This window comes from Barrientosiimonas humi (assembly GCF_006716095.1).
GTDB classification, from domain to species: domain Bacteria; phylum Actinomycetota; class Actinomycetes; order Actinomycetales; family Dermatophilaceae; genus Barrientosiimonas; species Barrientosiimonas humi.
In genome coordinates this window covers 2,420,325-2,445,369 of sequence record NZ_VFOK01000001.1, presented here as the reverse complement: position 1 = coordinate 2,445,369, position 25,045 = coordinate 2,420,325, and the positions used below count along the sequence as shown (strand labels likewise).

Here is a 25,045-nt window from a genome sequence, read left to right as displayed (position 1 = left end):
GGAAGGACCGAGGATGGCGGACGCAGGCGTGCTGGTGCGCGGGGTCGACGGGTCGGGGAGCGACTGCGTCGAGGTCGCGCTGGAGCACGGCGCCGACCCGCGCGCGGTGCTCGCCGACGCCGGGTGGGAGGTCGTGAGTCTGGTCAGCATCGGGCGGCAGCCGGGGGGCGAGATCGAGCTGGACTTCCGGGTGCGCCGTCGCCGGGCTCACGCCGCGGCCGCGCCGGTCGCCCCGCGCGTCGAGGTCAGCGCGGCCGAGGCCGCGGGGGCGGTGCGCAAGCAGCGGGTGGCGGCCTACGCCGTGGTGCGCAGCGAGCGCGGGCTGCTGCTGACCGAGTTCTCCGCGCGCACCGCGCGGCCGGGCACCTGGGGGCTGCCGGGCGGCGGGGTCGAGCCGGGCGAGGAGCCCGACCAGGCGGTCGTGCGCGAGGTGTGGGAGGAGTCGGGGCAGCACATCCGGCTCGAGGAGCCGCTCGACGTGCTCAGCCAGCACTGGGTCGGGCGCGCGCCCGACGGGCTGGTCGAGGACTTCCACGCCGTGCGCCTGGTCTATCGGGCGTGGGTCGAGGAGCCGACCGACCCGGTGGTGCACGACGTGGGAGGCACCACCGAGTCGGCCGCGTGGGTCGAGGAGCACGAGCTTGCCGGTCTGCCGGTCAGTCCGTGGGTCGGTGCTCTGCTCGCCGAGCCCGCACGCTGAGCGACACGACCCCCAGCAGCACGAAGATCACGCCGAGCGCGATCCCGGCGACGGGCAGCGCGGTGGACCACTCGAGGTCGATGTCGGTCGTGAGGCGTACGCCCGCGAGGACGGCCACGACCAGCGCCAGCAGTCCGGCGAGCGTGGTGGTCGGCGCGGGGCCGGAGATCCACTGCGGCTCGGGCGGGGCGGCGCCCTGGGAGTGCGGTGGTGCGTGGTCGGGATGGTCGGTGTGGTCGGTGGCCCGCGGCAGCGGGGTGGTCCGGTCGCTCATCGCGTCGTCCTCTCGATGGTGATGACGCCGAGCCCGACGCGGGCGTCGACGGTGAGGGTCGGGGTGCCGGTGCCGACGGTGACGGTGCGGGTGCGGCCGAGACCGCCGTCGTCGACCTCCCACGGGTCGCCGGGCCAGCCGGAGCTGATCTGTCCCGCGCCGACCTGGGCGCGGACCCGCACGGTCAGGTCGTCGGGCACGACGATGCGCAGCTCGCCGGCGCCCACGTGGCTGGTGAGCGTGCCGGTGGCCTGCTGCGGGGTGAGCGCGGCGAGGTCGAGCCGCGCGGTGCCGGAGGACAGGTCGTACGACTGGCTCGCCACCGTCGTCGGCTGCCACCGGGCGTTGCCGTGGGGACCGGTGAGCGCCACGTCGGTGGGGAAGGCGGCCGCGACGGCGGTCCCGGCCGCGAGCACCAGGGCGATCGCGCCGGCGGCGACCGCCCGGCGGCCGAGCAGCCCCGCCACGAGCGCACCGAGCGCGACGACCGCGGTGGCCGCGACCCATCCGAGCCGGTCGGCGACCGTGCCGAGGTCGGTGCCGCGGGTCAGCATGGTCGTGGCGGCGCCGGCGATCGCGGCGAGGCCCAGGACGAGCAGGGTGAACCCGCCGGGGAGGGTGCGCCGGCGCGGACGCGGCTCCGGCGGCGGGGCCTGCCACCGCGGCGCGGTGGCGGGGAAGGTGGGTGCCCCGCCCCCCGGTCCGCCCGGCCCCCCGAGACCGGGCGGAGCGGGGGCGGGAGTCGTGGTGGCGTGCGTCCCCGAGGGGGTGGCGCCCGCCGAGGTGGTGGCGCTCTCCCAGGTGCTGACGCCGGCCGAGCGAGCGCCGGCCGAGCGAGCGCCGGCCGAGGGGACGCCGGCCGAGGGGGAAGGTGCGGTGGGGGTGGAGGTGGCGCCGGCGTACGGGCTCGGGGTGGCGGGTCGGTTGCGGCTCAGCACGAACCAGACGGCGCCCGCGACCACCACCAGCGGCAGGAGCGGGCCGGGGCCGCCCCAGCCCCAGGCCCAGCCGAAGCCGCTGGTGACCACGACGATCGCGACGATCATCAGCACCACCGCGCCGACGTCACCGGTCCGCAGGCCGCGCTCGAGGAGGATCGTGCCCTGCCGGTCGGGCAGCAGGAGCCAGGCGACGAGGTAGAGCGGGACGCCGATGCCGAAGGTGAGCCCGAGCAGCACGAACGCAGCCCGGACGATCAGCGGGTCCACCCGCAGCCGCTCGGCCAGCCCCGCGCAGACGCCGCCGATCCAGCGGTCCTCGGCGCGGAACAGGCCGCTGCCGCGCAGGCTGGCGAAGAAGCGGTCCAGGGGGTCGCGCGGTGCGGCGCCGGGGCCGGTCTGCGGCGGCTCGAGGCGCGTCGCGCCGTGCGGCTCGGTGGGAGGGACGGACGAGGTCATGGCAGCACTCTGCTGCCGGTCGGCCCGTGCGCGACATGAGGTTCGACCCTGACGCGCCCCTGATCCCACCCTGAGCGGCCGGGGAACCGGGCCGTCGGTGGGTCAAGATGGAGGCATGACGACCCGTCCCGGCGCGCCCGCGCTGCCGAGCGCGCCCGCGGCGCCAGGCGCGCTGCCGGAGCGGCCGCCGCTGCGCCGCCCGCCGCACGGGCGGATGCTCGCCGGCGTGTGCCGCGGGGTGTCGGTGCACCTGGGGATCCCGGTGGTGCCGCTGCGGATCGCGACGTTCGTGGGCGTGGTGGTGTTCGGGGCGGGTGTCGTGGTCTACGGGTTCCTCTGGCTGACGATGCCGGTCGGTGACCAGGGCGTCGCCGAGGAGGACGCTGCCCTGATCGACCGGCGCTCGCTGTCGACGCGCTGGGTCGTGCTGGGCGGCGTGCTGCTGGCGCTGGCTGGGATCAGCACGCTGGTCATCGGCTCCACGATCAACCCCTCTGCGGTGCTCCCGCTGCTCGCGATCGTCGCCGGCCTGCTGCTGAGCTGGTCGTTGCTCGACGGGCGGCGCCGCCAGCACTGGCTGGCCGGCACCGACCTCGCGCGCGGCGAGTCGCTGCTGCGCGTGGGGCTCGGGGCAGCGCTGGTGCTCGGCGGGATCGCGGTGCTCATCTCCGGCGGCCGCGGCCTCGGCGGGCTGCGCGACGTGCTGCTCGCGACGCTCGTGGTGCTCGTGGGCGTGACGCTGCTGGTGGCGCCGTTCGCGATCCGGCTGTTCGAGGACTTCCGCCGCGAGCAGACCGAGCGCATCCGGGTCACCGAGAAGGCCGACATCGCCGCCCACCTGCACGACTCGGTGCTGCAGACGCTCGCGCTGATCCAGCGCCGCGCCGACGACCCGGCGGCGGTCCAGCGGCTCGCACGCGGCCAGGAGCGCGAGCTGCGGCAGTGGCTGTTCGCCGACGCCGCGCCGGCGGGCGCGACCCTGGCCACGGCCGTACGCTCCACGACCGACGAGATCGAGGACCAGCTCGGGGTGCCGGTCGACCTGGTCGTCACCGGCGACCGGCCGCTCGACGAGCACGGCGCGGCGCTGGTGGCCGCGGTGCGGGAGGCGGTGTCCAACGCCGTACGCCACGCGGCCCCGCCCGTGTCGGCGTACGTCGAGGTGGGGCCGGGCGAGACCGAGGCGTTCGTGCGAGACCACGGCGCCGGGTTCGACCCTGACGCGGTGCCCGCCGACCGGCTGGGGGTGCGCGAGTCGATCGTGGGCCGGATGGAGCGGCACGGCGGGAGCGCCGAGGTGCGCCGGCGGGAGGACGGGACGGAAGTGGTGCTGAGGCTGCCTCATATGAGCGGCGAGGAGCGCGCAGCGCAGGGTGGCGGCGAGGAACGAGCCGCCGGCCGGAGCGGAGTGCGACCGAGCGCGACAGAGGGTATGAGCGGCGAGGAGCGCGCAGCGCAGGGTGGCGGCGAGGAACGAGTGGCGCAGGGTGGCGGCGAGGAACGAGCCGCAGCGCAGGGTGGCGGCGAGGAGGAGAGCGGATGAGCGGCGAACCGGTCCGGGTGGTGCTGGTGGACGACCACCGGATGTTCCGGTCGGGGGTCAAGGCCGAGCTGGACGACAGCGTCGAGGTCGTGGGCGAGGCGCCCGACGTGGATCGGGCGATCGAGGTGATCCGCGAGGTGCGGCCCGACGTCGTGCTGCTCGACGTGCACCTGCCCGGCGGGTCGGGTCGCGGCGGCGCGGACGTACCCCCTGGGTGTGCGGGCGTCGAGACCGACAAGGGTCGGCCGGTGCGATTCCTGGCGCTGTCGGTGAGCGACGCTGCTGAAGACGTGATCGCCGTGATCCGTTCTGGCGCAAGGGGATACGTCACCAAGACCATCTCGCCGACCGACCTGGTCAGCGCGATCCACCGGGTGGCGGAGGGGGACGCGGTGTTCTCGCCGCGGCTGGCCGGGTTCGTGCTCGACGCGTTCGGCGCGGCGGCGGGCGAGATCGCCGAGGTGGATGAGGAGCTCGACCGGCTCTCGGCGCGCGAGCGCGAGGTGATGCGGCTCATCGCGCGCGGCTACCAGTACAAGGAGGTCGCCAAGGAGCTGTTCATCTCGGTCAAGACGGTCGAGACGCACGTGTCGTCGGTCCTGCGCAAGCTGCAGCTGTCCTCGCGGCACGAGCTGACCAGCTGGGCGATGTCGCGCCGCCTGCTCTGAGCGCCGGGCTGGGCTGGCGCGGGCGGCGGTTGTCGGTCCTGGCGTCTACGGTCGGCCCGTGCTGACCACCGACTGGCGGAGCGACTTCCGCAGGCTGTGGTTGGCGTACGCCCTCGGCCAGATCGGCTCCGGCGTCGCCACGGGCGGTCTGGCGCTGGTCGCGGTGCTCACCCTGGCGGTGGCCGACTGGCAGGTGTCGGTGCTCGGTGCGGTCTAGGCGATCACGACGGCGCTGGTCGCGCTGCCGCTGGGCAGCCGCATCGAGTTCCGCCGAAAACGCCCGGTGATGATCGCGGCCGACCTGCTCGCGGCCGCGGCTCTGCTGTCGGTGCCGGTGGCGTGGTGGCTCGGGCGCCTGACGTTCGCCCAGCTGTGCGTGGTGGGGGCGCTGCAGGTGCTCGCGACCGTGTCGTTCGCCGCGGCGGCGGGGGCGCACCTCAAGGGGCTCGTCGCGCCGGACGCCCGCGTCTGGGCGCAGTCGCGGCTCGACAGCACGATGTGGGGAGGCTTCACGCTGGGCCCACCCGCGGGCGGGGCGCTCGCGAGCGCGTTCGGGCCGGTGCTGGTGCTGGCGGTCGACGCGGTGAGCTACCTGGGTTCGGCGCTCGGGATCCGGCGGCTCCGCAGCCCCGAGCCCGACCCTCCGGCGCGGCAGGCCGACCAGCACTGGCGGGCCGAGATGGCGGCCGGCTGGCGCTTCGTGCTCGGTCACCCGGGGCTGCGGGCACTGTTCTGCAACGCCCTGCTGTTCGGCGGCGGGGTCATGCTCATCTCGCCGCTGCTGGCCGTGCTCGTGCTGCGCGACCTGGGGCTGGCGCCGTGGCAGTACGGCCTGCTGCTCGGCGTCTCGGGGCTCGGCGGACTGGTCGGCGCGACGCTGGCGCCGCGAGCCGTGCGGTGGTGGGGAGAGCGGGCGGTGCTGCTGGGGGCCGGCACCCTCCGGGCCGTCTGGATGCCGCTGCTGGTGGTCGCGCCGCCCGGCACCGCCGGGTTCGTGCTGGTCACCGCGGCCGAGACCTTGCTGCTGTTCTTCGCCGGGTTGTTCAACCCCACGTTCGCGTCGTACCGGATGACGGTGCCCCCGACGAGCTGATGTCGCGGGTCGGGATGTCGTGGTCGGTGGCGACCCGAACCGTGCAGCCGCTGTTCATCGCGCTGGGCGGGCTGGTCACGGCGCTGGCGGGGTTGCGCACCGGGATCGCGGTCGGGGCGGGGGTGCTGCTCGTGACCGGTGCGCTGTTGCCGTGGCGTGCCACGGCGGACGGTGCGCGTCGCTAGGCTCCGCAGCAATGAAGGTGGTCTACGACATCCTCGTCATCGTGCACCTGCTCGGCATGGCCGCGCTGGTCGGTGGCTGGTTCGCCGTGGCCGCCTCGCCGCGGGTCAGCGCGCTCATGACCTGGGGCGCCCGTGCGCAGCTGCTCAGCGGTGTCGTGCTCGTCGGTCTAGGCGAGAGCGCCAGCGCGCTCGACAAGGTGCTCGACCACAACAAGGTCGGGCTGAAGCTGCTGATCGCCGTCGCGGTGCTGGCGTGCGCCGAGATGGGGCGCGGACGCCAGCAGCGCGGCGGCCGGGCGATCGGCCTCGCCAACGCCGCCGGCTACCTCGCGGTGCTCAACGTGATCGTGGCCGTCGGCTGGCCCTGAACCGCCCCCTCGTAGCATGCAGCGGTGCTGCTGATCACCGCCAACGTCAACGGAATTCGCGCCGCGGCGCGACGCGGCGGACTCGCCTGGCTCGCCGCCCAGGAGCCCGATGTGCTCTCCCTCCAGGAGGTCCGCGCGACCCGCGACCAGCTCGAGTCCGCGCTCGCCGGGACGCCGTTCGCAGACTGGCACCTGGCGTACGCCGAGGGCGTGTCGGGACGGGCCGGCGTGGCGGTGCTGAGTCGGGGGCCGATCGCTCGGACCGCCGTGGACCTGCCGGTGGCGCAGGGGCAGGGCCGCTGGATCGAGGCCGAGGTGCAGGTGCCCGGTGGGCCCGCGCTGACGGTGCTTTCGGCGTACGTCCACACCGGCGAGGCGGGGACGCCGGTGCAGGAGGAGAAGTTCGCGCTCCTCGATGCGATCGGTGGGCGGCTGGAGGAGCTGCGCGACCAGCACGTGGTGCTCACCGGCGACCTCAACGTCTGTCACACCGCTCGAGACCTGAAGAACTGGAAGGGGAACCGCGGCAAGGCCGGCTTCCTCCCGGAGGAGCAGGAGCGGCTGACGGGCTGGGCCGAGCGCGGCTGGGTGGATCTCGGCCGGCGGCAGGCGGGTGACGTCGACGGGCCCTACACGTGGTGGTCGTGGCGCGGGAAGGCGTTCGACAACGACGCGGGATGGCGCATCGACTACGCCATCGCCAGCCCGCCCCTCGCCGAGCGCCCGGTCGAGGTCGTCGTGGGGCGCGCGCCGACCTACGCCGAGCGGTGGAGCGATCACGCGCCGCTGGTGGTGCGCTGGTCGTAGCGCGGCGTGCGCGCGGGCGCCGGCGCCCCGGCGCTCGAACCGGGTGACTTCGTGGGCGGCTCTTCACTGGGGCGCGTGGTGCACCACCCCGTCTCGGAAGCGAGCTCCGAGCGTTGTCAGTGGTGTCTGGTATAGGCCCATGATGCTCGAATTCCGCTGAGAGCGAACAAGATTCAGGTTCTCAAACCCTTGACATGACTCGTACGCGTGTTCGATGATGGGCGCATCGCCCGGACCTGGCGTCCGCGGCGGGCACCGGGTCGAGGGGCGGCCCGCAGGGCTTCGGGGAAGGGGGCCAGGGGCATGGAGCACATGGCAGATCCGCCGCAGCGTCCCGTCCGGCTGCCTCCCGCCAGCGAGTCCACCGTGCCGGCTCCTGCGCCCGGTGCCGGCGTCGACCTCTTGCAGCGGCTGACCGACGTGCTGGAGGAGGTCGCGGCCGCGCCGGCCGTGCTGCACCAGCTGTCCGAGGATCAGCTGACCCAGCTGGGTCAGGCCGGGCTGAGCATGACGCGCAAGGGTGAGTCGTTGCTGGTCGCGGTGACGGTGGAGGCGATCAGTCGCGGCGTGGTGCGCGAGTCGGTCGCGGCCAACGCGTGCCAGTGGGTCCAGTGGCTCGGGCCGGGGGTCGAGCCGAGCCAGGCGCGGCGCGTGGCTGTGGTGGCCGAAGAGATCGCGATGTCGACGGGCCTGGTGCCGTTCGTGCATCCCGATGCTGGTGACGGCCCCGACGCAGACGACGGTGCGAACGAGTCGGCCGGCGACAGCGTCGAGGAGGTGGACCCGGTCGTGCTGTCCGACCCCACCGGTCGCGCCCTGCTGGCCGAGGTCGTCTCGGGCGACGTGGTGAGCGTCCGGGCCGCCGCTTCCGCGCTGCGCGAGGCGCCGAAGATCACGCCGCTGCTGCCGACCGCGTCGCGGGCCGAGGTGCTGTCGTGGTTCCTGGCGCTGGGCGACGACGCCACAGATGCCGACCGCCGCTCGTTGACCAAGCAGCTGATCGGGCGCTACGACCCCGAGCAGCTGGACCGGTCCGAGGAGGCGGCGCAGCGCGCGGAGTCGCTGACGATGTACGAGCTTCCGTCCGGCCTCGTGCGGCTCGTCGCTGAGCTGTCCCCGGGCAACGCCGCGATCGTCGCGCAGGCGATCGGTCAACTGTCTGCACCGGACCCGATGCACTGCCCCGGCGCGCGGCCGGGCATAGGCGCCTCGGGTGCTGGTGCGGGTGGGGCCGCGAGTGCCGGTGCGGGTGCCGGTGCGGGTGCCGGTGCGGGTGCGGCGGACGGCGCCGCCCGGCCTCGCGGGGCCGACCAGGACCGTCCTCGCGGGACACGTTCGCCGGACCAGGCTCGTCCCCGTCCGGCCGGGACGGCGGGAGCGCTCTCTCAGGACACGCCTGGCCGAGGCTCGCCTCCGGCCGAGGGGCAGGAAGCGGCGGATCGAGAACCCCCGGTGACCGGATCACCGCCAGGAGGGCTGCCGGCGGATCCGGTCGCGCGGGAGAAGCCGAGATCGCCGGACAACGCGGAGTGTCCGGAGCAGGCGGAGCAGTGGGGAACTTCGGGGTCGCCGAAGAACTCGGCAGCGCAAGACAGCACGGAAGCGCCGGATCAGCCGGAGGCGCCGGAGGAGCGTGGGCCGGTGCGCGATCCGCGGAGTGCGCCGAAGCGGCGGGCGGATGCGTTCATGGAGCTGGTGCAGCGGGCTGCTGCTGCGCTGCCCGGCGCCGGAAAGGGTTCGGTGACCTCGCACCCGAAGGTCGTGGTCACGGTCGGGCTGGAGACGCTGCAGGGTGTCCCGGGTCCGTTCGAGGGGTCGAGCGTCGGGGTGCGGTTCCTGCCCGGCACCGGCCGCACGCAGGCCGGGGAGCTGCTCGCCGGTTCGATGCTGCGCCGGTTGGCCTGCGACGCGGGAGTGATCCCGGCGGTGCTGGGCTCGCACGGTGGGATCATCGACCTCGGCCAGGAGGAGCGGCTGTTCGTCGGCCGTGCCCGCACCGCGGTGGTCCATCGTGACCGGTGCTGCACCTTCCCCGGGTGCGACCGGCCGCCGGACTGGTGCGAGGTGCACCACCTGGTGCCGTGGTGGGCCGGCGGCCCGACCGACGTGGACAACGGGGCGCTGCTGTGCTCGCGGCACCACACGATCGTGCACCGCGACGGTCTGCTCGGGCGGCTGGTCGACGGCCGGGTCGTCTGGGACCTGACCAAGGGCCGCCTCGACCAGCTCACGCCGATGCTTCGGCCCCGGACCGACCCGCCTCGCCGCGCCGGATGAGGCGTCCGGGGCACCTGGTCAAGCCTCGGCGGCCCCAGGGCGCCGAGGCCCACTGCGTCTGAGGCCCTGGGCGCCAGAGGTCCACTGCGTCTGAGGCCCTGGGCGCGAAGTCCCAGGCGTCAGAGCCGCTGGGCGCCAAGGTCCAGGCGTCAGACCCTCACGGCGTCAGACCCCCCACAGCGTCACGGGGTCAGGGCGTCAGGACGACCTTGAGGCACCCGTCGTCCTTGTTCATGAACGTGTCGTACATCTCCGGTGCGTCCTCGAGACTCACCCGGTGGGTCGCCAGCTGCTCGAGGCCGAGCACGTCGTCGGGCTGCCGGGCGATGTCGAGGAGCTCGTCGGTCCACCGGCGGACGTGGCACTGGCCCATCCGCAGCGCGATGCCCTTGTCGAACATCTGCATCATCGGCAGCGGGTCGGCCATCCCGCCGTAGACACCGCTGATCGACACCGTGCCGCCGCGCCGCACGGCCGAGATCGCCGTGGTGAGCGCCGCGAGCCGGTCGATGCCGGCCTTCTCGATGGCCGTACGTGCGAGCGGGCCGGGCAGGCGACTCGCCCCCGCGATCACCTTCTCCGACACGGGGTTCCCGTGCGCCTCCATGCCGACGGCGTCGAGCACGCTGTCCGGCCCACGACCGTCGGTGAGCTCGCGCAATGTCTCCGCGACGTCCTTGACCCCCTGGAGGTCGACCACCTCCGCGCCGGCGGCGGCCGCCTTGGTCAGCCGGTCGGGCACCAGGTCGACCCCGATCACCCGCTCGATGCCCCGGTGCTTGGCCGCCCGCACGGCCAGCTGCCCCACCGGGCCGAGCCCGAGCACGGCGAGGGTCCCGCCCTCGGGGACGTCGGCGTACTCCACGCCCTGCCAGGCCGTCGGGAGGATGTCGGACAGATAGAGGAACCGCTCGTCGGAGTGCTCCTGCGGCAGCCGCACGGGGCCGAAGTCGGCGTGCGGCACGCGCACCCGCTCGGCCTGCCCGCCGGGCACCGAGCCGTAGAGGCTGCTGAACCCGAACAGGCTCGCGCCCTTGTCCTGCTGCACGTTCTGCGTCGTCTCGCACTGCGCGAACAGCCCGCGCTCACACATCCAGCAGTGGCCGCAGGAGATGTTGAACGGCACGACCACCCGGTCGCCGACCGAGAGGTTCTGCACGCCGCTGCCGACCTCCTCGACCACGCCCATGAACTCGTGGCCGAGCACGTCGCCGGGGCTCAGGTACGGCTTGAGCACGTTGTAGAGGTGCAGGTCCGACCCGCAGATCGCGGTCGAGGTGACCCGCACGATCGCGTCGGTCGGTTCCTGCAGCACCGGGTCGGGAACCTCCTCGACCCGGACGTCCTGAAGTCCCTGCCAGGTGAGTGCTCGCATGGTCGGACCATAGGCACGAGCCCCCGCTCGGGTCGCCACCCGTCCGGGTGCGTTGTGCGACGGGCCGGATCCGTACGGTCGAGGCATGGTCGATGCAGACGTCACCGCCGCCGCGCCCGTCGCGCTCGTTGTCGGGGGGTCCCGCGGACTCGGGTTGCTCGCCGCACGCGAGCTGCAGCGCCGCGGTCACCAGGTCGTGATCGCCGCCCGTGACGCGGCCGAGCTCGACCGCGCCGCAACGGATCTCGCGCGCACGGGGGAGGTGACGACGCACGTCTGCGACGTCCGCGACGCCGACGAGGTGCAGCGCCTCGTCGACCGGGTCGAGGAGCGGACCGGGCCCATCCGGGTCGCGCTCACCGTCGCCGGCATCATCCAGGCCGGACCGGCCGAGGCGATGACCCTCGAGCACTTCCGCGACGCGATCGACACCATGACGTGGGGCCCGATCCACGTCGCGTGGGCGGTGCTGCCGCGCATGCGAGCACGTCACCGCGGCGCCATCGGCACGGTCACGTCCGTCGGCGGCATGGTGTCACCGCCGCACCTGTTGCCTTATGCGACAGCGAAGTTCGGCGCCGTCGGGTTCTCCGACGGGCTGGCCGCCGCCCTGTCGGGCACGGGCGTCACCGCCACGACGATCGTGCCGGGTCTGATGCGCACCGGCTCGCACCTGCGTGCGCAGTTCACCGGCGACGCGGCCAAGGAGTACGCCTGGTTCGGCCCCGGCGCGTCGCTGCCCGTGCTGTCGATGGACGCCGAGCGCGCCGCAAGGCGCATCGTCGACGGGGTGCTCGACGGCAAGCCGATGGTCACCCTGACGCCGCTCACCTGGGTGGGGATCCGGGTGCGCGGCCTCGCCCCCGCCACGACCACCCGCGTGATGGGCCTGGTCGGGCGGCTGCTGCCGGACTCCTCCGGGCCGGCGACCGACGGCGCCGTGGAGGGCCGCCACGCCCGCCGCGACCTCGGGTCGCGCGTGGTGAACACGCTGACGACGCTCGGTGACCGCGCGGCCGGTCGCAACAACGAGAAACCCTCACCGTCGGTCGACCCGTAGCAGTCGACCCGTAGCAGTCGACCCCATAGCAAGGGCTGCGAGCCGGACCCGCGGCCGCACAATCACAACCGACCAATACTTTCGCCTGCCGAACCCTCAGGCGTGCCAACCTGATTCGTCGACTCCGCCCGGAATGTCACCGTCGGGGGAGTAGGGCGTGCGCGTCAGCCGGAACGACCCGAGATCGAGGTGCACGCCAGGGGTGCCGCGCCCGATCACCCGCAGCGTCTCGCCGGCCCAGTAGTCGTCCTGACCCACCCAGGTGCCGTCGCCGGAGGGCACGAACCGGGAGCCTCGACCGCCGCCGGGAGCGCCCAGGTCGAGCACGTCGCCCGGGCGGGCCGAGATCACGAAAGGCCTTGGGCCCCAGAACCATTCGCCGACAAGGTCGAGGTGATCGGTCGCCTCGGTGTGCCACGGTTCGGGTGCCTCGGGCCCGTGCGTCTCGAGCAGGTCGAGCAGGTCCCACCCGAGCGCGGGCGAGGGCCCGCTCGTGGAGCTCGTCAGCAGCGACACCCCGGTGCCGGTGGCCGGGTCGACGGCGACCACCGCCTGGAAGCCGGGCATGGACCCGCCGTGGCCGACGTACCGCTTGCCGTCGCGGTTGAACACGTCCAGGCCTAGCCCGTACGCCCTCGTCCACGGCTGCCCTGGCGTGTCCCACACGACGCCGGGCACCTGCATGGCCGTGCGCAGCTCGTCGTCGAGCACCCGCGGGTCGCCGGCGGCGAGGAACGTCGCCCACCGCGACAGGTCGTCGACGGTCGACCACAGCTGCCCGGCTGGCGCCATCGCGCCGGTGTCCTGCTCGGGCTCGACGTGCCGCAGGTCGGCGTAGGGGTGCACGCCCAGACCCTGCGCGGCGGGCGAGGCGGCGCTGTACGTCGTGCGCGCCATCCCCAGCGGCGCGAGCACCTCGTCGGCCAGCACGGCGTCCCACCGCCGCCCGCGCACCTGCTCCACGAGGCGACCGAGAACCGCGAATCCCACGTTGCTGTAATGGAATCGGCGTCCCGGGTCGTGGGTCAACCGGATGCTCGGCAGCAGCTCTTCCCAGCTCACGCCGGGGGAGCGCTCCCACCACGGACCGGTCGTCTCGGCGAACAGGCCGCTGGAGTGGCCGAGCAGCGCGGTGACCGTCACGCCGTCGAGCGCAGGGTCGAGCTCGGGCAGGTGGCGGCGGATCGGGTCGGTCAGGGTCACCGAGCCGTCGGCGACCAGCCGCAGCACCCCGACACCGACCATGGTCTTGGTGATCGACCCGATGCGGAACTGCGTGTCCGCCGTCGCCGCAGCGCCGCCCGCGCGACCGTCGACCGTCCCCACGGCGGCCGACCAGACGATCTCGCCCCGCCGCACCAGTGCGGCCGTCACCGCGGGGAGGCGACGCTCGCGCTGCTCGCGCGCGAGGCGTACGTCGAGGTGGTGGCGGGCGACATCCAGCGCGCTGCTCATGGGCCGCGAGCATAGGCAGCCGCCGGCGCCGCCCGCATGCGCATCCAGCGTCGCGCGAGTGGCGCGCGCCTGCCCACGCGACGCCGCGCCCCACGGCGCGGGTCGGCACCACCTGCGCCGAGCGGGCGGGAAGCTTCGCAGGAAACTACTTGCCGTTATGGAAAGTAGATGCTTCGATGGAACCACGAACCCCCGACAGGAGATGCGCGACATGGACGACCGCGACACCACCCTGACCCCCGACGAGGCGCGGCGGCGCCTCGACCTCGACGCGGCCACGCCTCTGGCGACGACGGCCGATCGCCGCCTGCACGCGGGATCGACCGCGCTGTTCGGCGTCGGGCTGGGCGTGCTGGCGGTGCTGAGCAACGTGGTGGACGGACTCGTCGCCAGCGCGGTGTCCGGCATCGTGGCTGCGGCGCTGCTCGGCCTGCTGGTGTGGGCCGACGGCCGGGCGCGCACGGTTCCCCGCCGCGCCCGGTTGATCTCGCGTGCGGGAGTCGGCGCCTCGTTGCTCGTCGGCCTGGTCGCGGTGCTCCCGTGGCTCAACCTGCGAGCCCAGGACCAGCCGATCACGTGGGCGGTCGCCCTCGCCGCCATCACGGTCATCGCCCTGCCCTCGCTGGTCGCGGCCGCGCTGATCGGCCGAACGCGCGCATGACCAGGGCCTCCGAGGCGCACGCCCGCCATGAGCTCGACCCGGTCATCCACGCGCCGGTCCGGTTCAGCATCGTCGCCGCCCTCAACGGGGTCGACGAGGCCGAGTTCGCCGCCGTGCGCGATGCCGTGGAGCTGAGCGACTCGGCGCTGTCGAAGCAGGTCAGCCAGCTCGAGCAGGCGGGCTACGTCAAGGTGCGCAAGGGCTACGTCGGCAAGCGGCCGCGCACCTGGCTGCGGCTGAGCGCGGCGGGGCGGAGGGCGTACGCCGCGCACGTGCAGGCGCTGCGCGCCATCGTGGACGCCGCGCCACCCGACTGATCGACCGTCGCCGGTGCCCGTGGGCCCACGCTGGCCCACGCGGGCCGCGACGCCCGGCGTCGCTCAGCCCCGGGGTGAGATCCAGTAGCGGCGCGTGCCGTGGCGCACGTCCTCCAGCACCCCGCCGCCGGCCTCGATGGTGCGCCGCGACGGCTCGTTGCCGTCGTCGCACGTCACCAGCAACCGGTCGATGCCGATAGACCCGGCGTACGCGATCGCCTCGCGCAGCGCGTCCGTCGCTACGCCGCGGCCCCGGGCCGACGGGCGCACGCCGTAGCCGATGTGGCCGCCCTCCTCCAGCAGGTAGGCGTTGAGCTCGTGCCGCAGGTGCAACGAGCCCAGCACCCGGTCGGGCGCGACGTCGTCGACGATCCAGAACAGCGTGGCCGGCACGAAGCCCTCGGGCGGGTCGGTCAGGTTGCGGCGCTGCTGGTCCAGCCAGTCGCCGAAGGCCGGCTCGCTCGCCAGGTCGGCCCGCTCGAACCCGAACGCGGAGTACCCGTGCAGTGTCGCGTCGGCGTCGAACTCCGCGATGCCCTCCCACCACGACGCGTGCAGGCGCTTGCTCGGCTCGACCAGTCGGATCATGGGCCGGAGCGTAGCGAGGGTTGTCGGACCCCGGACGTACGCTGGTGCTCGCGATGACCAGCACCGACACCGACCTCTTCGGCGACCTCCCGCTGCCCGGGCTGAGCCCTGCCCAGGCGTCGGCCGGGCTGCCGCACCCCGACCTCGACGAGCACGGCCGCCCCACCGGCGACCAGCCCAGCGGCAGTCAGCTGACCGACGAGCCGCAGACCCGCGGCGACGCCGTGCTGCCCCCGGTCGACGAGCGTGGCGTCCCCGCCTGGGCGATCGACGGCACCCCGCCACCCGGCGACCAGGGCGGCAGTCCCGGCGGCCGCCCGGGCGCCCACGGCCGGCTGACCGGCGACCAGCTCCTCGAGGGGCTCAACCCCCAGCAGCGCGCGGCCGTGCTGCACCACGGCGGGCCGCTGCTCATCGTGGCGGGCGCCGGCTCGGGCAAGACCCGCGTGCTGACCCACCGCATCGCCTACCTGCTGGCCGAGCGCAACGTGCAGCCCGGGCAGATCCTCGCGATCACCTTCACCAACAAGGCCGCGGCCGAGATGCGCGAGCGGGTCGAGTTGCTGGTCGGCGGCGCCGCGCGCGCCATGTGGGTGTCGACCTTCCACTCCGCGTGCGTGCGCATCCTGCGCCGCGAGGCCGGCAAGCTGGGCATGAAGTCGACCTTCTCGATCTACGACGCGGCCGACAGCCAGCGCCTCATGGCGATGGTGCTGCGCGACATGGACCTCGACCCCAAGCGCTACCCCGCGCGGTCGTTCAGCCACGCCGTGAGCAACCTCAAGAACGAGCTGATCGACCACGAGACCGCCGCCAGCGACGCCCAGGCCGACGGCGCGACCGAGCGCGACCGCCTGGTGGCGCAGGCGTACGCCGAGTATCAGGCCCGGCTGCGCCAGGCCAACGCCTTCGACTTCGACGACCTGATCATGACCACGGTCAACCTGCTCCAGGTCTTCCCCGACGTCGCCGAGCACTACCGTCGCCGCTTCCGCCACGTGCTCGTCGACGAGTACCAGGACACCAACCACGCCCAGTACGTCCTCGTCCGCGAGCTCGTCGGTCACCAGGTCGACGACGCGGCCCAGGGGCAGGTCCCGCCGGCCGAGCTCGCGGTCGTGGGTGACGCCGACCAGTCGATCTACGCCTTCCGCGGCGCCACGATCCGCAACATCGTGGAGTTCGAGCAGGACTACCCCGAGGCCACGACGATTCTGCTCGAGCAGAACTACCGCTCCACGCAGACCATCCTCAAGGCCGCCAACGCCGTCATCGAGCGCAACCCCGACCGCCGCGAGAAGAACCTGTGGAGCGACTCCGGCGACGGCGAGCCGATCGTCGGCTACGTCGCCGACAACGAGCACGACGAGGCCTCCTTCCTCGCGCGCACCATCGACCGGCTCGCCGACGACCACGGCGTCAAGCCGCGCGACGTCGCCGTCTTCTACCGCACCAACGCCCAGTCGCGCGCGGTGGAGGAGGTGCTCGTGCGGGTCGGGCTGCCGTACAAGATCGTCGGCGGCACCCGGTTCTACGAGCGGCGCGAGGTCAAGGACGCCCTGGCCTACCTGCGGGTCGTCTCCAACCCCGCCGACACCGTCAACCTGCGCCGCATCCTCAACGTCCCCAAGCGCGGCATCGGCGACCGGGCCGAGGCGTGCGTCGCGGCGCTCGCCGAGCGCGAGCGCATCCCGTTCGTCGCGGCGCTCGGCCGGCCCGAGGACGCCCCCGGCATCGCCACCCGGTCGGTCACCGCGGTCCGCGGCTTCACCACCCTGCTCGAGGGCCTCGGCCAGACCCGCGACTCCGGCGCCGGCGTCGCCGAGCTGCTCGAGGCGATCCTCGACCGCTCGGGCTACCTCGCCGAGCTGCGCGCCAGCCACGACCCGCAGGACGAGACCCGCATCGAGAACCTCGCCGAGCTCGTCGCCGTGGCCCGCGAGTTCGACGAGACCTACCCCGAGGGCAGCCTCGAGGACTTCCTGGAGCAGGTCTCGCTGGTCGCCGACTCCGACGAGATCCCCGACGAGGGCGACGACAACGGCGTGGTCACCCTGATGACGCTGCACACCGCCAAGGGTCTGGAGTTCCCCGTCGTCTTCCTCACCGGCCTCGAGGACGGCACGTTCCCGCACCTGCGCTCGCTCGGCGACGACGACGAGCTCGCCGAGGAGCGGCGGCTGGCGTACGTCGGCATCACCCGCGCCCGCGAGCGGCTGCACCTGTCGCGCGCGCAGGTCCGCTCCGCCTGGGGCGCCCCGCAGTACAACCCGCCCTCCCGGTTCCTCGACGAGATCCCGAGCGGCCTGATCAGCTGGGAGCGCGACGTCACCACGGGCGCCTCGTCCGTACGCCGGTCGCAACCCCCCGCCGTCGCCACCCTGGCCGCCCGGCCGGGGGTGCGCAGCCCCGGCAATCGCCCGGTCATCTCCCTGGAGTCCGGCGACAAGGTCACCCACGACAGCTTCGGCCTCGGCACCGTGGTGCGCGTCGAGGGCGAGGGGGAGCGGGCCATGGCCCACGTCGACTTCGGCGGCGACGCCGGCGTCAAGCGCCTCCTGCTGCGCTACGCCCCCGTCGAGAAGCTGTGAGCCCAGCCCGCCGCGACACGGCACTCTTGGTCGCAGCTCCTCCTCCAGCCGGGCTCGCAGGCTCACCCGCCCGGCATCGTCGCTGCGACGTCCCCCAGCCACCGCAAGGGGTGTGGTCGCCTAGCCCCGCCCCTCCTAGGTTGGTCGCGAATCACCCAGACCACCGCAGGAGGAGCGCGTGTCCGAAGTCAGCGTGAACAGCCAGATGCTCGGCCTCAAGGACGTCCAGGTCCACGTCGACGACCACGGCGGGCCCGGGCGGCCCGTGGTGCTGATCCACGGCTGGCCGTTGTCGGGGGAGTCCTGGTCGGAGCAGATCGAGCCGCTGCAGCAGGCCGGCCTGCGGGTCATCACGTACGACCGGCGCGGCTTCGGGCGCAGCGACAAGCCGTCCAGCGGCTACGACTACGACACCTTCGCCGACGACCTCGCCGGCGTGCTGGAGGCCCTCGACCTGCGCGACGTCACGCTCGTCGGCTTCTCGATGGGCGGCGGCGAGGTCGTGCGCTACCTGACCCGCCACGGCGCCGACCGGATCCGCAACGTGGTGCTGGCCGCGGCCGTACCTCCCTATCTGCTGCAGAGCGAGGACAACCCCGACGGCCCGATGACCCAGGACCTCGCCGACGACATGGAGTCGCAGCTGAAGCAGGGCCGCTCGGCCTTCTTCGACGACTTCACCACGCAGTTCTTCGCCGCGGGCGGCGAGGGCGAGCCGCTGGTCACCGAGCAGCAGCGCCAGGACGCCATCCGGATGGCCGAGCAGTCCGACCAGGACGCGGCGCTGGGTGCGATGGAGGCGTTCGGGACCACCGACTTCCGCGACGAGCTGCCCAAGATCACCGTCCCGGTGCTGATCGTGCACGGCGACGCCGACGGGATCGTGCCGTTCGAGGGGTCGGGTCAGCGCTCGGCCGACGCGATCTCGGGCAGCGAGGTCGTCCTGGTCCCCGGCGGCCCGCACGGGCTCAACGTCAGCCACGCCAAGGAGTTCAACGACGCGCTGATCGACTTCCTCACCCGCGACCCGCGCGGCGTCACGGCCTGAGGCGCCGCCCGCGCCCAGGCCGGGTCGCGTACGACCTGGCCGGGTCGCCTACGACCCGGGCCGGCTCGCGCACGGGCGTGACCGGCGTCACGACGCGGCGAAGGCCGCCACCCGGAACCGGGTGGCGGCCTTCGCCGTCGTAGCTGTCGTGCTCACCGAGGTGAGCTCAACAGGTCGAGCTCACAGACCGCGCGCGGCGAGCCAGCCGGCGGGGTTGATGGGCGTCCCGCCGACGTGGATCTCGAGGTGCAGGTGCGGACCGGTGGAGTTGCCGGTGTTGCCGGAGTAGGCGATGCGCTGACCGGCGGAGACCCGCTGACCGGCGCTGACCGCGAGCGACGAGGTGTGGGCGTAGACCGCCTGGACACCGTTGTCGAACTGCACGACCACGCGCAGACCCTGGCCGCCGTACCAGCCGGCGGCGGCGATGGTGCCGTCACCGATGGCGCGCAGCGGCGTGCCGGTGGGCACGGCCCAGTCGACGCCGTTGTGCATCCGACCCCAGCGCATGCCGAAGCCGGAGGTGAACGTGGCGCCGGAGACCGGGCTGACCCAACGGCCCGAGCTGCTGACCGGGGCGTCGTTGTCGTTGTCGGACGACGTCGCCGGCGCGGCCGAGCGGCTGCTGGAGCGGCTCACCGAGTCACGGCTGGAGGTCGACCGCTCGGAGGTGCTGCTGCGCTCGTTGCTCCCCCGAGCCGAACGCGAGCTGGACGAGTGGTCGTGCTCCGACTGCGCGGGCGCGGCGGAGCGCGTGGGCTCGGGGGCCTTCGCCTGCTGGCCCACGGAGTCCTGGACGGGCTCGGGCTTGGGCTTCGGAGCGGGCTGCTCGTAGTCCTTCGCCAGAACCTGCGGCTGCGCGAGCGCGCTCAGGGCGGCGCTGCGAGCCTTGTTGCTCTTGGCTGCCTTGGCCTTGGCGGCCGCGGTGGCCCGCGACTTCGCCTTGGCGGCAACACTTGCCTTGGCCTGCGTCACCGCGGTGCGCGTGCCGGAACGAGAGATGCCCGCGGTGCTGGAGCGGGACCACTGCGTGGTGTCCTGGAAACCGGCAGACACGCTGTTCGAGCGAGCCTGCGGCGCGGCATCAGTTGCGGCTGCGGTCCCTGCCGCTGCGACGGTCAGCGAGGCTGCGGCGATAGCCGGCAGCGCCACGCGAGCGCTCTGCAGCGGAGACACCGGAAGCGCGCGGTGCCGGCCCTGGTACTTACGGGACAAGACGCACACCAACTTCCTGATTCTCGGGGGAGAGTGACCGCTAGACCCTAGCGTGACCTTCTCGTGACATGAAATCGACTTCGGCGAAATCTGTGGAAATCTTTCCTGTGATCGCCACATTCGTCACAGCGCTCCCACTCGCACCACAGGATCGGCGGTCTCCCGGACGCCCGGCCGCAGGATGGCCCGATCTGGGCGAGTTCACCCCTCCGGCGTGAGACCTCGGTCACACCGGCGGTTACGCTCGGCGGTCATGAGCGCCTCCCCGTTGCGGATCGTCGTCGCCAAGCCCGGACTCGACGGGCACGATCGCGGCGCCAAGGTGGTGGCCCGGGCGCTGCGTGACGCCGGGGTCGAGGTGATCTACACCGGGCTGCACCAGACCCCCGAGCAGATCGTCGAGGCGGCCATCCAGGAGGACGCCGACGCCGTCGGGCTCTCGGTCCTCTCCGGCGCGCACATGACCCAGTTCGCCAAGGTCACCGAGCTGCTCAAGGAACGAGACGCCGCCGACATCGTCGTCTTCGGCGGCGGGATCATCCCCGAGGAGGACCTGCCCGAGCTGCGACGCATGGGCGTCGCCACGGTCTTCACCCCCGGCGCGACCACCCAGGAGATCGTCACCTGGGTGCGCGAGAACCTCGGCGACCCCGCGGGCGACCAGGGCTCACCCGCTCAGCAGTAGTCCCACCCAGCAGTAGTGCTGCTCAGCGCTCGTCCCGCTCAGCCGCGCGCCGCGTCGCGCAGCTGCTGGGCGAACACCCGGCACTGCTCGTACGTCGGCAGCAGCCCGGCCTGCTCCGCCTCGGCGAGCGTGGGGGCCTGCTCGTCCTTGGGCGACAGCAGCGGGGTGAGCCCGTCGGGCAGCTCGATGCCGATCTGCGGGTCGAGCGGGTGGATGCCGTGCTCGCGCTGCGGGTCGTAGATCGCGCTGCACAGGTAGTGCGCGGTCGAGCCGTCCTCGAGCGAGACCAGCGCGTGCCCCAGCCCTTCGGACAGGTAGACCGAGCGGCGGTCGACCGCGTCGATGCGCACCGCGCGCCACTGCCCGAAGGTCGGCGACCCGACCCGGATGTCGACGACGACGTCGAGGAAGGACCCGGTGAGGGCGGAGACGTACTTCGCCTGCGAGGGCGGCACGTCGGCGAAGTGGATGCCGCGCACCGTGCCGCGCGAGGAGACCGACACGTTGGTCTGCACCACGCGCGGCTCGTGCCCGAGGTGCTCGCGCAGCAGGTCGCCGCGGTATCCCTCCAGGAACACCCCGCGGTCGTCGGGGAACTGCCGGGGAGTGACGACGAACGCGCCCTCGATGTCCAGCGGCTCGATCTGCATTCAGGCCTCCTGCGTCGGGTCGGGCTCTGGCGGGTCGGCCAGGTCGGCGAGGTAGCCGCCGTAGCCGCTCTTGGCCAGGTCGCGGGCGTGCTGGCGCAGCCGCTCGTCGTCGATCCAGGCGTTGCGCCAGGCGATCTCCTCGGGGCAGGAGATCTTCAGCCCCTGCCGCGCCTCGACGGTGTGCACGAACTGGCTGGCCTCCAGCAGCCCGTCGAACGTGCCGGTGTCGAACCAGGCCGTGCCGCGCGGAAGCACCGTGACGGTCAGCTCGCCGCGCTCGAGGTAGACCCCGTTCACGTCGGTGATCTCCAGCTCGCCGCGCGCGCTCGGCCGCAGGTTGCGCGCGATGTCGATGACGTCGTTGTCGTAGAAGTACAGTCCCGGCAGCGCGAACCGCGACCGCGGACGTGCGGGCTTCTCCTCGATCGAGAGCACCTCGCCGTCGGGCCCGAACTCCACGACGCCGTACGCCTCGGGGTTGGTCACCTGGTAGGCGAACACGTGGCCGCCGGTCACGTCGGTGTTGGCGCGCAGCCGGGTGCCGAGCCCCGGCCCGAAGAACACGTTGTCGCCGAGCGCGAGGGCGACCTTGTCGTCGCCGATGAAGTCGGCGCCGATGAGGAAGGCCTGGGCGAGCCCCTCCGGCTCGGGCTGGACGGCGTACGACAGGGTCATGCCCCACTGCGAACCGTCACCGAGGAGCCGCCGGAACTGCTCGGCGTCGTGCGGGGTGGTGATCACCAGCACCTCGCGGATGCCGGCCAGCATGAGCGTCGCGAGGGGGTAGTAGACCAGCGGCTTGTCGTAGACCGGCACCAGCTGCTTGCTGATGCCGCGGGTGATGGGATGCAGACGCGTGCCCGACCCCCCGGCGAGGACGATGCCCTTCATGCCAGCCAACCCTAGAGCGGTCGCGACTCCCTCAATACAGTCGACGCCATGCGGCTTCTCGTGACCGGCGGCGCCGGCTTCATCGGCGCAAACTTCGTGCTCCGCGTGCGCGAGACCCGGCCCGACTGGCAGGTCACCGTGCTCGACGCCGTGACCTACGCCGCCAACCTGTCCTCGCTGGACCCGGTCATCGACGACATCCACCTGGTCAAGGGTTCGGTCGCCGACGCCGACCTGGTCGACGACCTCGTCGGACGGCACGACGCGGTGGTGCACTTCGCAGCGGACAGCCACAACGACAACAGCCTCGACGACCCGTGGCCGTTCGTGGAGACCAACGTCGTCGGCACCTATCGCCTGCTGGAGGCCGTGCGCCGGCACGGCACCCGCCTGCACCACGTCTCGACCGACGAGGTCTACGGCGACCTGGAGCTGGGCGACCCGCAGCGGTTCACCGAGCAGACGCCGGTCAACCCCAGCTCGCCCTACTCGGCGACCAAGGCCTCCTCCGACCTGCTCGTGCGGGCGTGGGGGCGCTCGTTCGGCATCGAGGCGACGATCTCCAACTGCTCCAACAACTACGGCCCGCGCCAGCACGTCGAGAAGTTCATCCCTCGGCAGGTCACCGGGGTGCTCGAGGGGATCCGGCCCAAGCTGTACGGCGCGGGGGCCAACGTGCGCGACTGGATCCACGTCGACGACCACAACGACGCGGTCGTCATGATCCTGGAGCGCGGTACGCCGGGGGAGACCTACCTGATCGGCGCCGACGGCGAGATGAGCAACCGCGAGGTCGTGGCGATGATCCTGGAGCTGATGGGGAAGCCGGCCGACTGGTTCGACCACGTGCCCGACCGGCCCGGCCACGACCTGCGCTACGCCATCGACTCCACCAAGCTGCGCGCCGAGCTGGGCTGGGAGCCGCGCTACACCACCTTCCGCGACGGGCTCGCCGCCACCATCGAGTGGTACCGCGCCAACCCCGAGTGGTGGCGCACCGCGCGGGTCACGTCCGAGACGACGTACGCACGGCTGGGGCGCTGAGATGGGCGTCGCGACGAAGGTGCTGGTGACCGGGGCCGGCGGGATGCTCGCCCACGACCTGCTGCCCGCCCTGCGCGCGGCCGGGCACGACGTCACCGCGGCGACGCGGGCCGACCTCGACGTGACCGAGCCGGCCGCCTGTGCCGCTGCGGTCGCCGGGCACGACGCGGTGATCAACGCAGCCGCCTGGACCAAGGTCGACGACGCGCAGGACCAGGAGCCCGCGGCGTTCGCCGTCAACGCGGTCGGGGCCGCGAATCTCGCTCGTGCTGCAGCAGACTCGGGCGCTCGCCTGGTGCAGGTGTCGACCGACTACGTCTTCTCCGGCGACGCGACCACCCCCTACGCCGAGGACGCGCCGACCGAGCCGCGCTCGGCGTACGGCCGGACCAAGCTGGCGGGGGAGTGGGCGGTGCGGGCGCTGTGCCCGCGCAGCTATGTGGTGCGCACGTCCTGGCTGTACGGCGCGGGCGGGCCGAACTTCCTCGCCACCATGGTCCGGCTCGCGGGCCAGCACGCGACGCTGAGCGTGGTCGACGACCAGCGCGGCGGCCCGACGTGGACCGGCGACCTGGCGGACCAGCTGGTCGCGCTCGTGGGTTCGGACGCGCCGTTCGGGACCTACCACGGCACCGGCGCGGGCGAGACGACGTGGTTCGGGCTCACCCGGGCGCTGTTCACCGAGCTCGGCATGGACCCCGAGCGGGTCGAGCCGACCACCACCGACGCCTTCCCGCGCCCGGCGCCGCGACCGGCGTACAGCGTGCTCGGGCACGACGCCTGGGACGGCACCGGCGTGGCGGCCCAGCGCGACTGGCGCGCGGCGCTCGCCGAGGCCGTGCCGCAGCTGGGCCTGACGCCCTCGCCCGGCCCGCAGGCCTAGGTCCAGCACCGCCTCATTTGGGCGGACGACCTGGGTCTACCCTCGGACTCGGACGATCCCCTTCAACGGCGAGGACGAGTTCGTGGATCTTTTCGAATACCAGGCGCGCGACGTGTTCGAGGCGCACGGCGTTCCGGTGCTCGGTGGCAAGACGGCCACCACCCCGGCCGAGGCCAAGGCCGCGGCCGAGGAGATCGGTGCCAAGTCCGGCGGCGTGACCGTCGTCAAGGCGCAGGTCAAGACCGGTGGCCGAGGCAAGGCCGGCGGCGTCAAGGTCGCCAAGTCCGCCGAGGAGGCCGAGCAGCTCGCCGGCCAGATCCTCGGCATGGACATCAAGGGCCACACCGTGAACACGGTGATGATCGCCCAGGGCGCCCAGATCGCCGAGGAGTACTACTTCTCCATCCTGCTCGACCGCACCAACCGCGGCGTGCTCGCGATGTGCTCCAAGGAGGGCGGCGTCGACATCGAGACGCTGGCCGTCGAGCGCCCCGAGGCGCTCGCCAAGGTGCCGGTCGACCCCAACGTCGGCATCGACGAGGCCAAGGCCCGCGAGATCGTCGAGCAGGCCGGCTTCGACGCCGAGACCGGCGACAAGATCGTGCCGGTGCTGCAGAAGCTGTGGGACGTCTACGCCGGCGAGGACGCGACGCTCGTCGAGGTCAACCCGCTGGTCAAGACCGAGGACGGCCAGATCATCGCCCTCGACGGCAAGGTGACGCTCGACGGCAACGCCGACTTCCGCCACCCCGACCACGCGACGCTGGAGGACAAGTCCGCGGCCGACCCGCTGGAGGCGGCGGCCAAGGAGAAGGACCTCAACTACGTCAAGCTCGACGGCAACGTCGGCATCATCGGCAACGGCGCCGGCCTGGTCATGTCCACGCTCGACGTGGTGGCGTACGCCGGTGAGAAGGTCGGCTCCAAGCCCGCCAACTTCCTCGACATCGGCGGTGGCGCCTCCGCCGCCGTCATGGCCAACGGCCTCGGCATCATCCTCGGCGACGAGCAGGTCAAGTCCGTGTTCGTCAACGTCTTCGGTGGCATCACCGCGTGCGACGAGGTCGCCAAGGGCATCGTCGGCGCGCTCGACACGCTCGGGGACGCCGCCACCAAGCAGCTGGTGGTCCGGCTCGACGGCAACGCCGTCGAGGAGGGCCGGCGCATCCTCGCCGAGCGCAACCACCCGCTCGTGACCATCGAAGACACCATGGACGGCGCCGCGGCCAAGGCCGCCGAGCTGGCCGCCAAGTGACGGAGCAGAGGGACT

The 25,045-nt window shown here is 73.1% G+C and carries 26 protein-coding genes; 18 read left to right on the top strand and 8 right to left on the bottom strand.

The window, feature by feature from the left end; genetic code table 11:
* Nucleotides 1-13 precede the first annotated feature (13 nt).
* Complete coding sequence (locus FB554_RS11465; protein WP_142006202.1) at nucleotides 14-700, top strand: NUDIX hydrolase; 687 nt, start codon at nucleotides 14-16, stop codon at nucleotides 698-700.
* On the opposite strand, the gene FB554_RS11460 is transcribed toward FB554_RS11465, so the two are convergent.
* The gene (locus FB554_RS11460; protein ID WP_142006200.1) at nucleotides 657-974 is read right to left on the bottom strand and encodes a hypothetical protein; all 318 of its coding nucleotides are present in this window, start codon (nucleotides 972-974) and stop codon (nucleotides 657-659) included. The two genes, FB554_RS11465 and FB554_RS11460, sit on opposite strands and share 44 nt — an antisense overlap.
* On the bottom strand, nucleotides 971-2,371 hold the full coding sequence (locus FB554_RS11455; RefSeq protein WP_142006198.1) for a PspC domain-containing protein: 1,401 nt from the start codon (nucleotides 2,369-2,371) through the stop codon (nucleotides 971-973). Before FB554_RS11455 ends, FB554_RS11460 begins: the two co-directional genes overlap by 4 nt.
* Before the next feature lie 115 nt (nucleotides 2,372-2,486).
* Between FB554_RS11455 and FB554_RS11450 the strand changes: the two genes are divergently transcribed.
* The 8 genes from FB554_RS11450 (at nucleotide 2,487) to FB554_RS11425 (ending at nucleotide 9,312) form a co-directional block, all read left to right on the top strand.
* Nucleotides 2,487-3,914: an ATP-binding protein gene (locus tag FB554_RS11450; protein WP_142006196.1), complete on the top strand. Its 1,428-nt coding sequence runs from the start codon at nucleotides 2,487-2,489 to the stop codon at nucleotides 3,912-3,914.
* Complete coding sequence (locus FB554_RS11445) at nucleotides 3,911-4,582, top strand: LuxR C-terminal-related transcriptional regulator (RefSeq protein WP_142006195.1); 672 nt, start codon at nucleotides 3,911-3,913, stop codon at nucleotides 4,580-4,582. The genes FB554_RS11450 and FB554_RS11445 overlap by 4 nt, the downstream gene beginning before the upstream one ends.
* Before the next feature lie 58 nt (nucleotides 4,583-4,640).
* Entirely contained in the window at nucleotides 4,641-4,799 is a 159-nt protein-coding gene (locus tag FB554_RS17380; RefSeq protein WP_211344586.1) for a hypothetical protein, read from the top strand.
* Nucleotides 4,800-4,802: 3 nt separating this feature from the next.
* Nucleotides 4,803-5,675, top strand: coding sequence for an MFS transporter (locus FB554_RS11440; RefSeq protein WP_211344672.1), 873 nt, complete (start codon nucleotides 4,803-4,805; stop codon nucleotides 5,673-5,675).
* A 26-nt stretch (nucleotides 5,676-5,701) separates the two neighbouring features.
* Nucleotides 5,702-5,860, top strand: coding sequence for a hypothetical protein (locus FB554_RS17375; RefSeq protein ID WP_211344585.1), 159 nt, complete (start codon nucleotides 5,702-5,704; stop codon nucleotides 5,858-5,860).
* Between the two features lie 11 nt (nucleotides 5,861-5,871).
* Nucleotides 5,872-6,228, top strand: a complete 357-nt coding sequence (locus FB554_RS11435; RefSeq protein ID WP_142006194.1) for a hypothetical protein — start codon at nucleotides 5,872-5,874, stop codon at nucleotides 6,226-6,228.
* Between the two features lie 24 nt (nucleotides 6,229-6,252).
* A complete protein-coding gene (locus tag FB554_RS11430; RefSeq protein ID WP_142006192.1) occupies nucleotides 6,253-7,035 on the top strand; it encodes an exodeoxyribonuclease III in 783 nt (260 codons plus the stop codon).
* Nucleotides 7,036-7,347: 312 nt separating this feature from the next.
* The gene (locus FB554_RS11425; protein ID WP_142006191.1) at nucleotides 7,348-9,312 is read left to right on the top strand and encodes an HNH endonuclease signature motif containing protein; all 1,965 of its coding nucleotides are present in this window, start codon (nucleotides 7,348-7,350) and stop codon (nucleotides 9,310-9,312) included.
* A 190-nt stretch (nucleotides 9,313-9,502) separates the two neighbouring features.
* On the opposite strand, the gene FB554_RS11420 is transcribed toward FB554_RS11425, so the two are convergent.
* Entirely contained in the window at nucleotides 9,503-10,687 is a 1,185-nt protein-coding gene (locus tag FB554_RS11420) for a zinc-dependent alcohol dehydrogenase (RefSeq protein ID WP_142006189.1), read from the bottom strand.
* Nucleotides 10,688-10,772: 85 nt separating this feature from the next.
* Here FB554_RS11420 and FB554_RS11415 point away from each other — a divergent pair, with 85 nt between their 5' ends.
* Nucleotides 10,773-11,747 carry an SDR family NAD(P)-dependent oxidoreductase gene (locus FB554_RS11415; protein WP_142006187.1) on the top strand — a complete coding sequence of 325 codons (975 nt, stop codon included), beginning with the start codon at nucleotides 10,773-10,775 and terminating at the stop codon, nucleotides 11,745-11,747.
* A gap of 96 nt (nucleotides 11,748-11,843) precedes the next feature.
* Here FB554_RS11415 and FB554_RS11410 read toward each other — a convergent pair whose 3' ends face one another.
* Nucleotides 11,844-13,202 (bottom strand): serine hydrolase domain-containing protein, encoded by a 1,359-nt coding sequence (locus tag FB554_RS11410; protein ID WP_142006186.1) that lies wholly within the window; start codon nucleotides 13,200-13,202, stop codon nucleotides 11,844-11,846.
* Nucleotides 13,203-13,413: 211 nt separating this feature from the next.
* On the opposite strand from FB554_RS11410, the gene FB554_RS11405 reads away from it, so the two are divergent.
* Complete coding sequence (locus FB554_RS11405) at nucleotides 13,414-13,863, top strand: hypothetical protein (RefSeq protein WP_142006184.1); 450 nt, start codon at nucleotides 13,414-13,416, stop codon at nucleotides 13,861-13,863.
* Complete coding sequence (locus FB554_RS11400; RefSeq protein WP_142006182.1) at nucleotides 13,860-14,180, top strand: winged helix-turn-helix domain-containing protein; 321 nt, start codon at nucleotides 13,860-13,862, stop codon at nucleotides 14,178-14,180. The genes FB554_RS11405 and FB554_RS11400 overlap by 4 nt, the downstream gene beginning before the upstream one ends.
* A gap of 63 nt (nucleotides 14,181-14,243) precedes the next feature.
* On the opposite strand, the gene FB554_RS11395 is transcribed toward FB554_RS11400, so the two are convergent.
* Nucleotides 14,244-14,768, bottom strand: coding sequence for a GNAT family N-acetyltransferase (locus FB554_RS11395; protein WP_142006180.1), 525 nt, complete (start codon nucleotides 14,766-14,768; stop codon nucleotides 14,244-14,246).
* Nucleotides 14,769-14,821: 53 nt separating this feature from the next.
* Between FB554_RS11395 and pcrA the strand changes: the two genes are divergently transcribed.
* Entirely contained in the window at nucleotides 14,822-17,359 is a 2,538-nt protein-coding gene (gene pcrA / locus FB554_RS11390; protein ID WP_142006178.1) for a DNA helicase PcrA, read from the top strand.
* 178 nt (nucleotides 17,360-17,537) lie between these two features.
* Entirely contained in the window at nucleotides 17,538-18,407 is an 870-nt protein-coding gene (locus tag FB554_RS11385) for an alpha/beta fold hydrolase (RefSeq protein ID WP_211344584.1), read from the top strand.
* Nucleotides 18,408-18,587: 180 nt separating this feature from the next.
* Here FB554_RS11385 and FB554_RS11380 read toward each other — a convergent pair whose 3' ends face one another.
* Nucleotides 18,588-19,463: a M23 family metallopeptidase gene (locus tag FB554_RS11380; RefSeq protein ID WP_142006176.1), complete on the bottom strand. Its 876-nt coding sequence runs from the start codon at nucleotides 19,461-19,463 to the stop codon at nucleotides 18,588-18,590.
* A 412-nt stretch (nucleotides 19,464-19,875) separates the two neighbouring features.
* Between FB554_RS11380 and FB554_RS11375 the strand changes: the two genes are divergently transcribed.
* Nucleotides 19,876-20,307, top strand: coding sequence for a coenzyme B12-dependent isobutyryl CoA mutase small subunit (locus FB554_RS11375; RefSeq protein WP_142006174.1), 432 nt, complete (start codon nucleotides 19,876-19,878; stop codon nucleotides 20,305-20,307).
* A gap of 38 nt (nucleotides 20,308-20,345) precedes the next feature.
* On the opposite strand, the gene FB554_RS11370 is transcribed toward FB554_RS11375, so the two are convergent.
* Both FB554_RS11370 and rfbA read right to left on the bottom strand, forming a co-directional pair.
* On the bottom strand, nucleotides 20,346-20,957 hold the full coding sequence (locus tag FB554_RS11370) for a dTDP-4-dehydrorhamnose 3,5-epimerase family protein (RefSeq protein ID WP_211344583.1): 612 nt from the start codon (nucleotides 20,955-20,957) through the stop codon (nucleotides 20,346-20,348).
* Nucleotides 20,958-21,848 (bottom strand): glucose-1-phosphate thymidylyltransferase RfbA, encoded by an 891-nt coding sequence (gene rfbA / locus FB554_RS11365; protein WP_142006172.1) that lies wholly within the window; start codon nucleotides 21,846-21,848, stop codon nucleotides 20,958-20,960.
* Between the two features lie 48 nt (nucleotides 21,849-21,896).
* Here rfbA and rfbB point away from each other — a divergent pair, with 48 nt between their 5' ends.
* The 3 genes from rfbB (at nucleotide 21,897) to sucC (ending at nucleotide 25,030) form a co-directional block, all read left to right on the top strand.
* On the top strand, nucleotides 21,897-22,892 hold the full coding sequence (rfbB, locus tag FB554_RS11360; RefSeq protein ID WP_142006170.1) for a dTDP-glucose 4,6-dehydratase: 996 nt from the start codon (nucleotides 21,897-21,899) through the stop codon (nucleotides 22,890-22,892).
* Between the two features lies 1 nt (nucleotide 22,893).
* A complete protein-coding gene (gene rfbD / locus FB554_RS11355; protein WP_142006168.1) occupies nucleotides 22,894-23,775 on the top strand; it encodes a dTDP-4-dehydrorhamnose reductase in 882 nt (293 codons plus the stop codon).
* A gap of 82 nt (nucleotides 23,776-23,857) precedes the next feature.
* Entirely contained in the window at nucleotides 23,858-25,030 is a 1,173-nt protein-coding gene (gene sucC, locus FB554_RS11350; RefSeq protein ID WP_142006166.1) for an ADP-forming succinate--CoA ligase subunit beta, read from the top strand.
* Nucleotides 25,031-25,045: the final 15 nt, after the last annotated feature.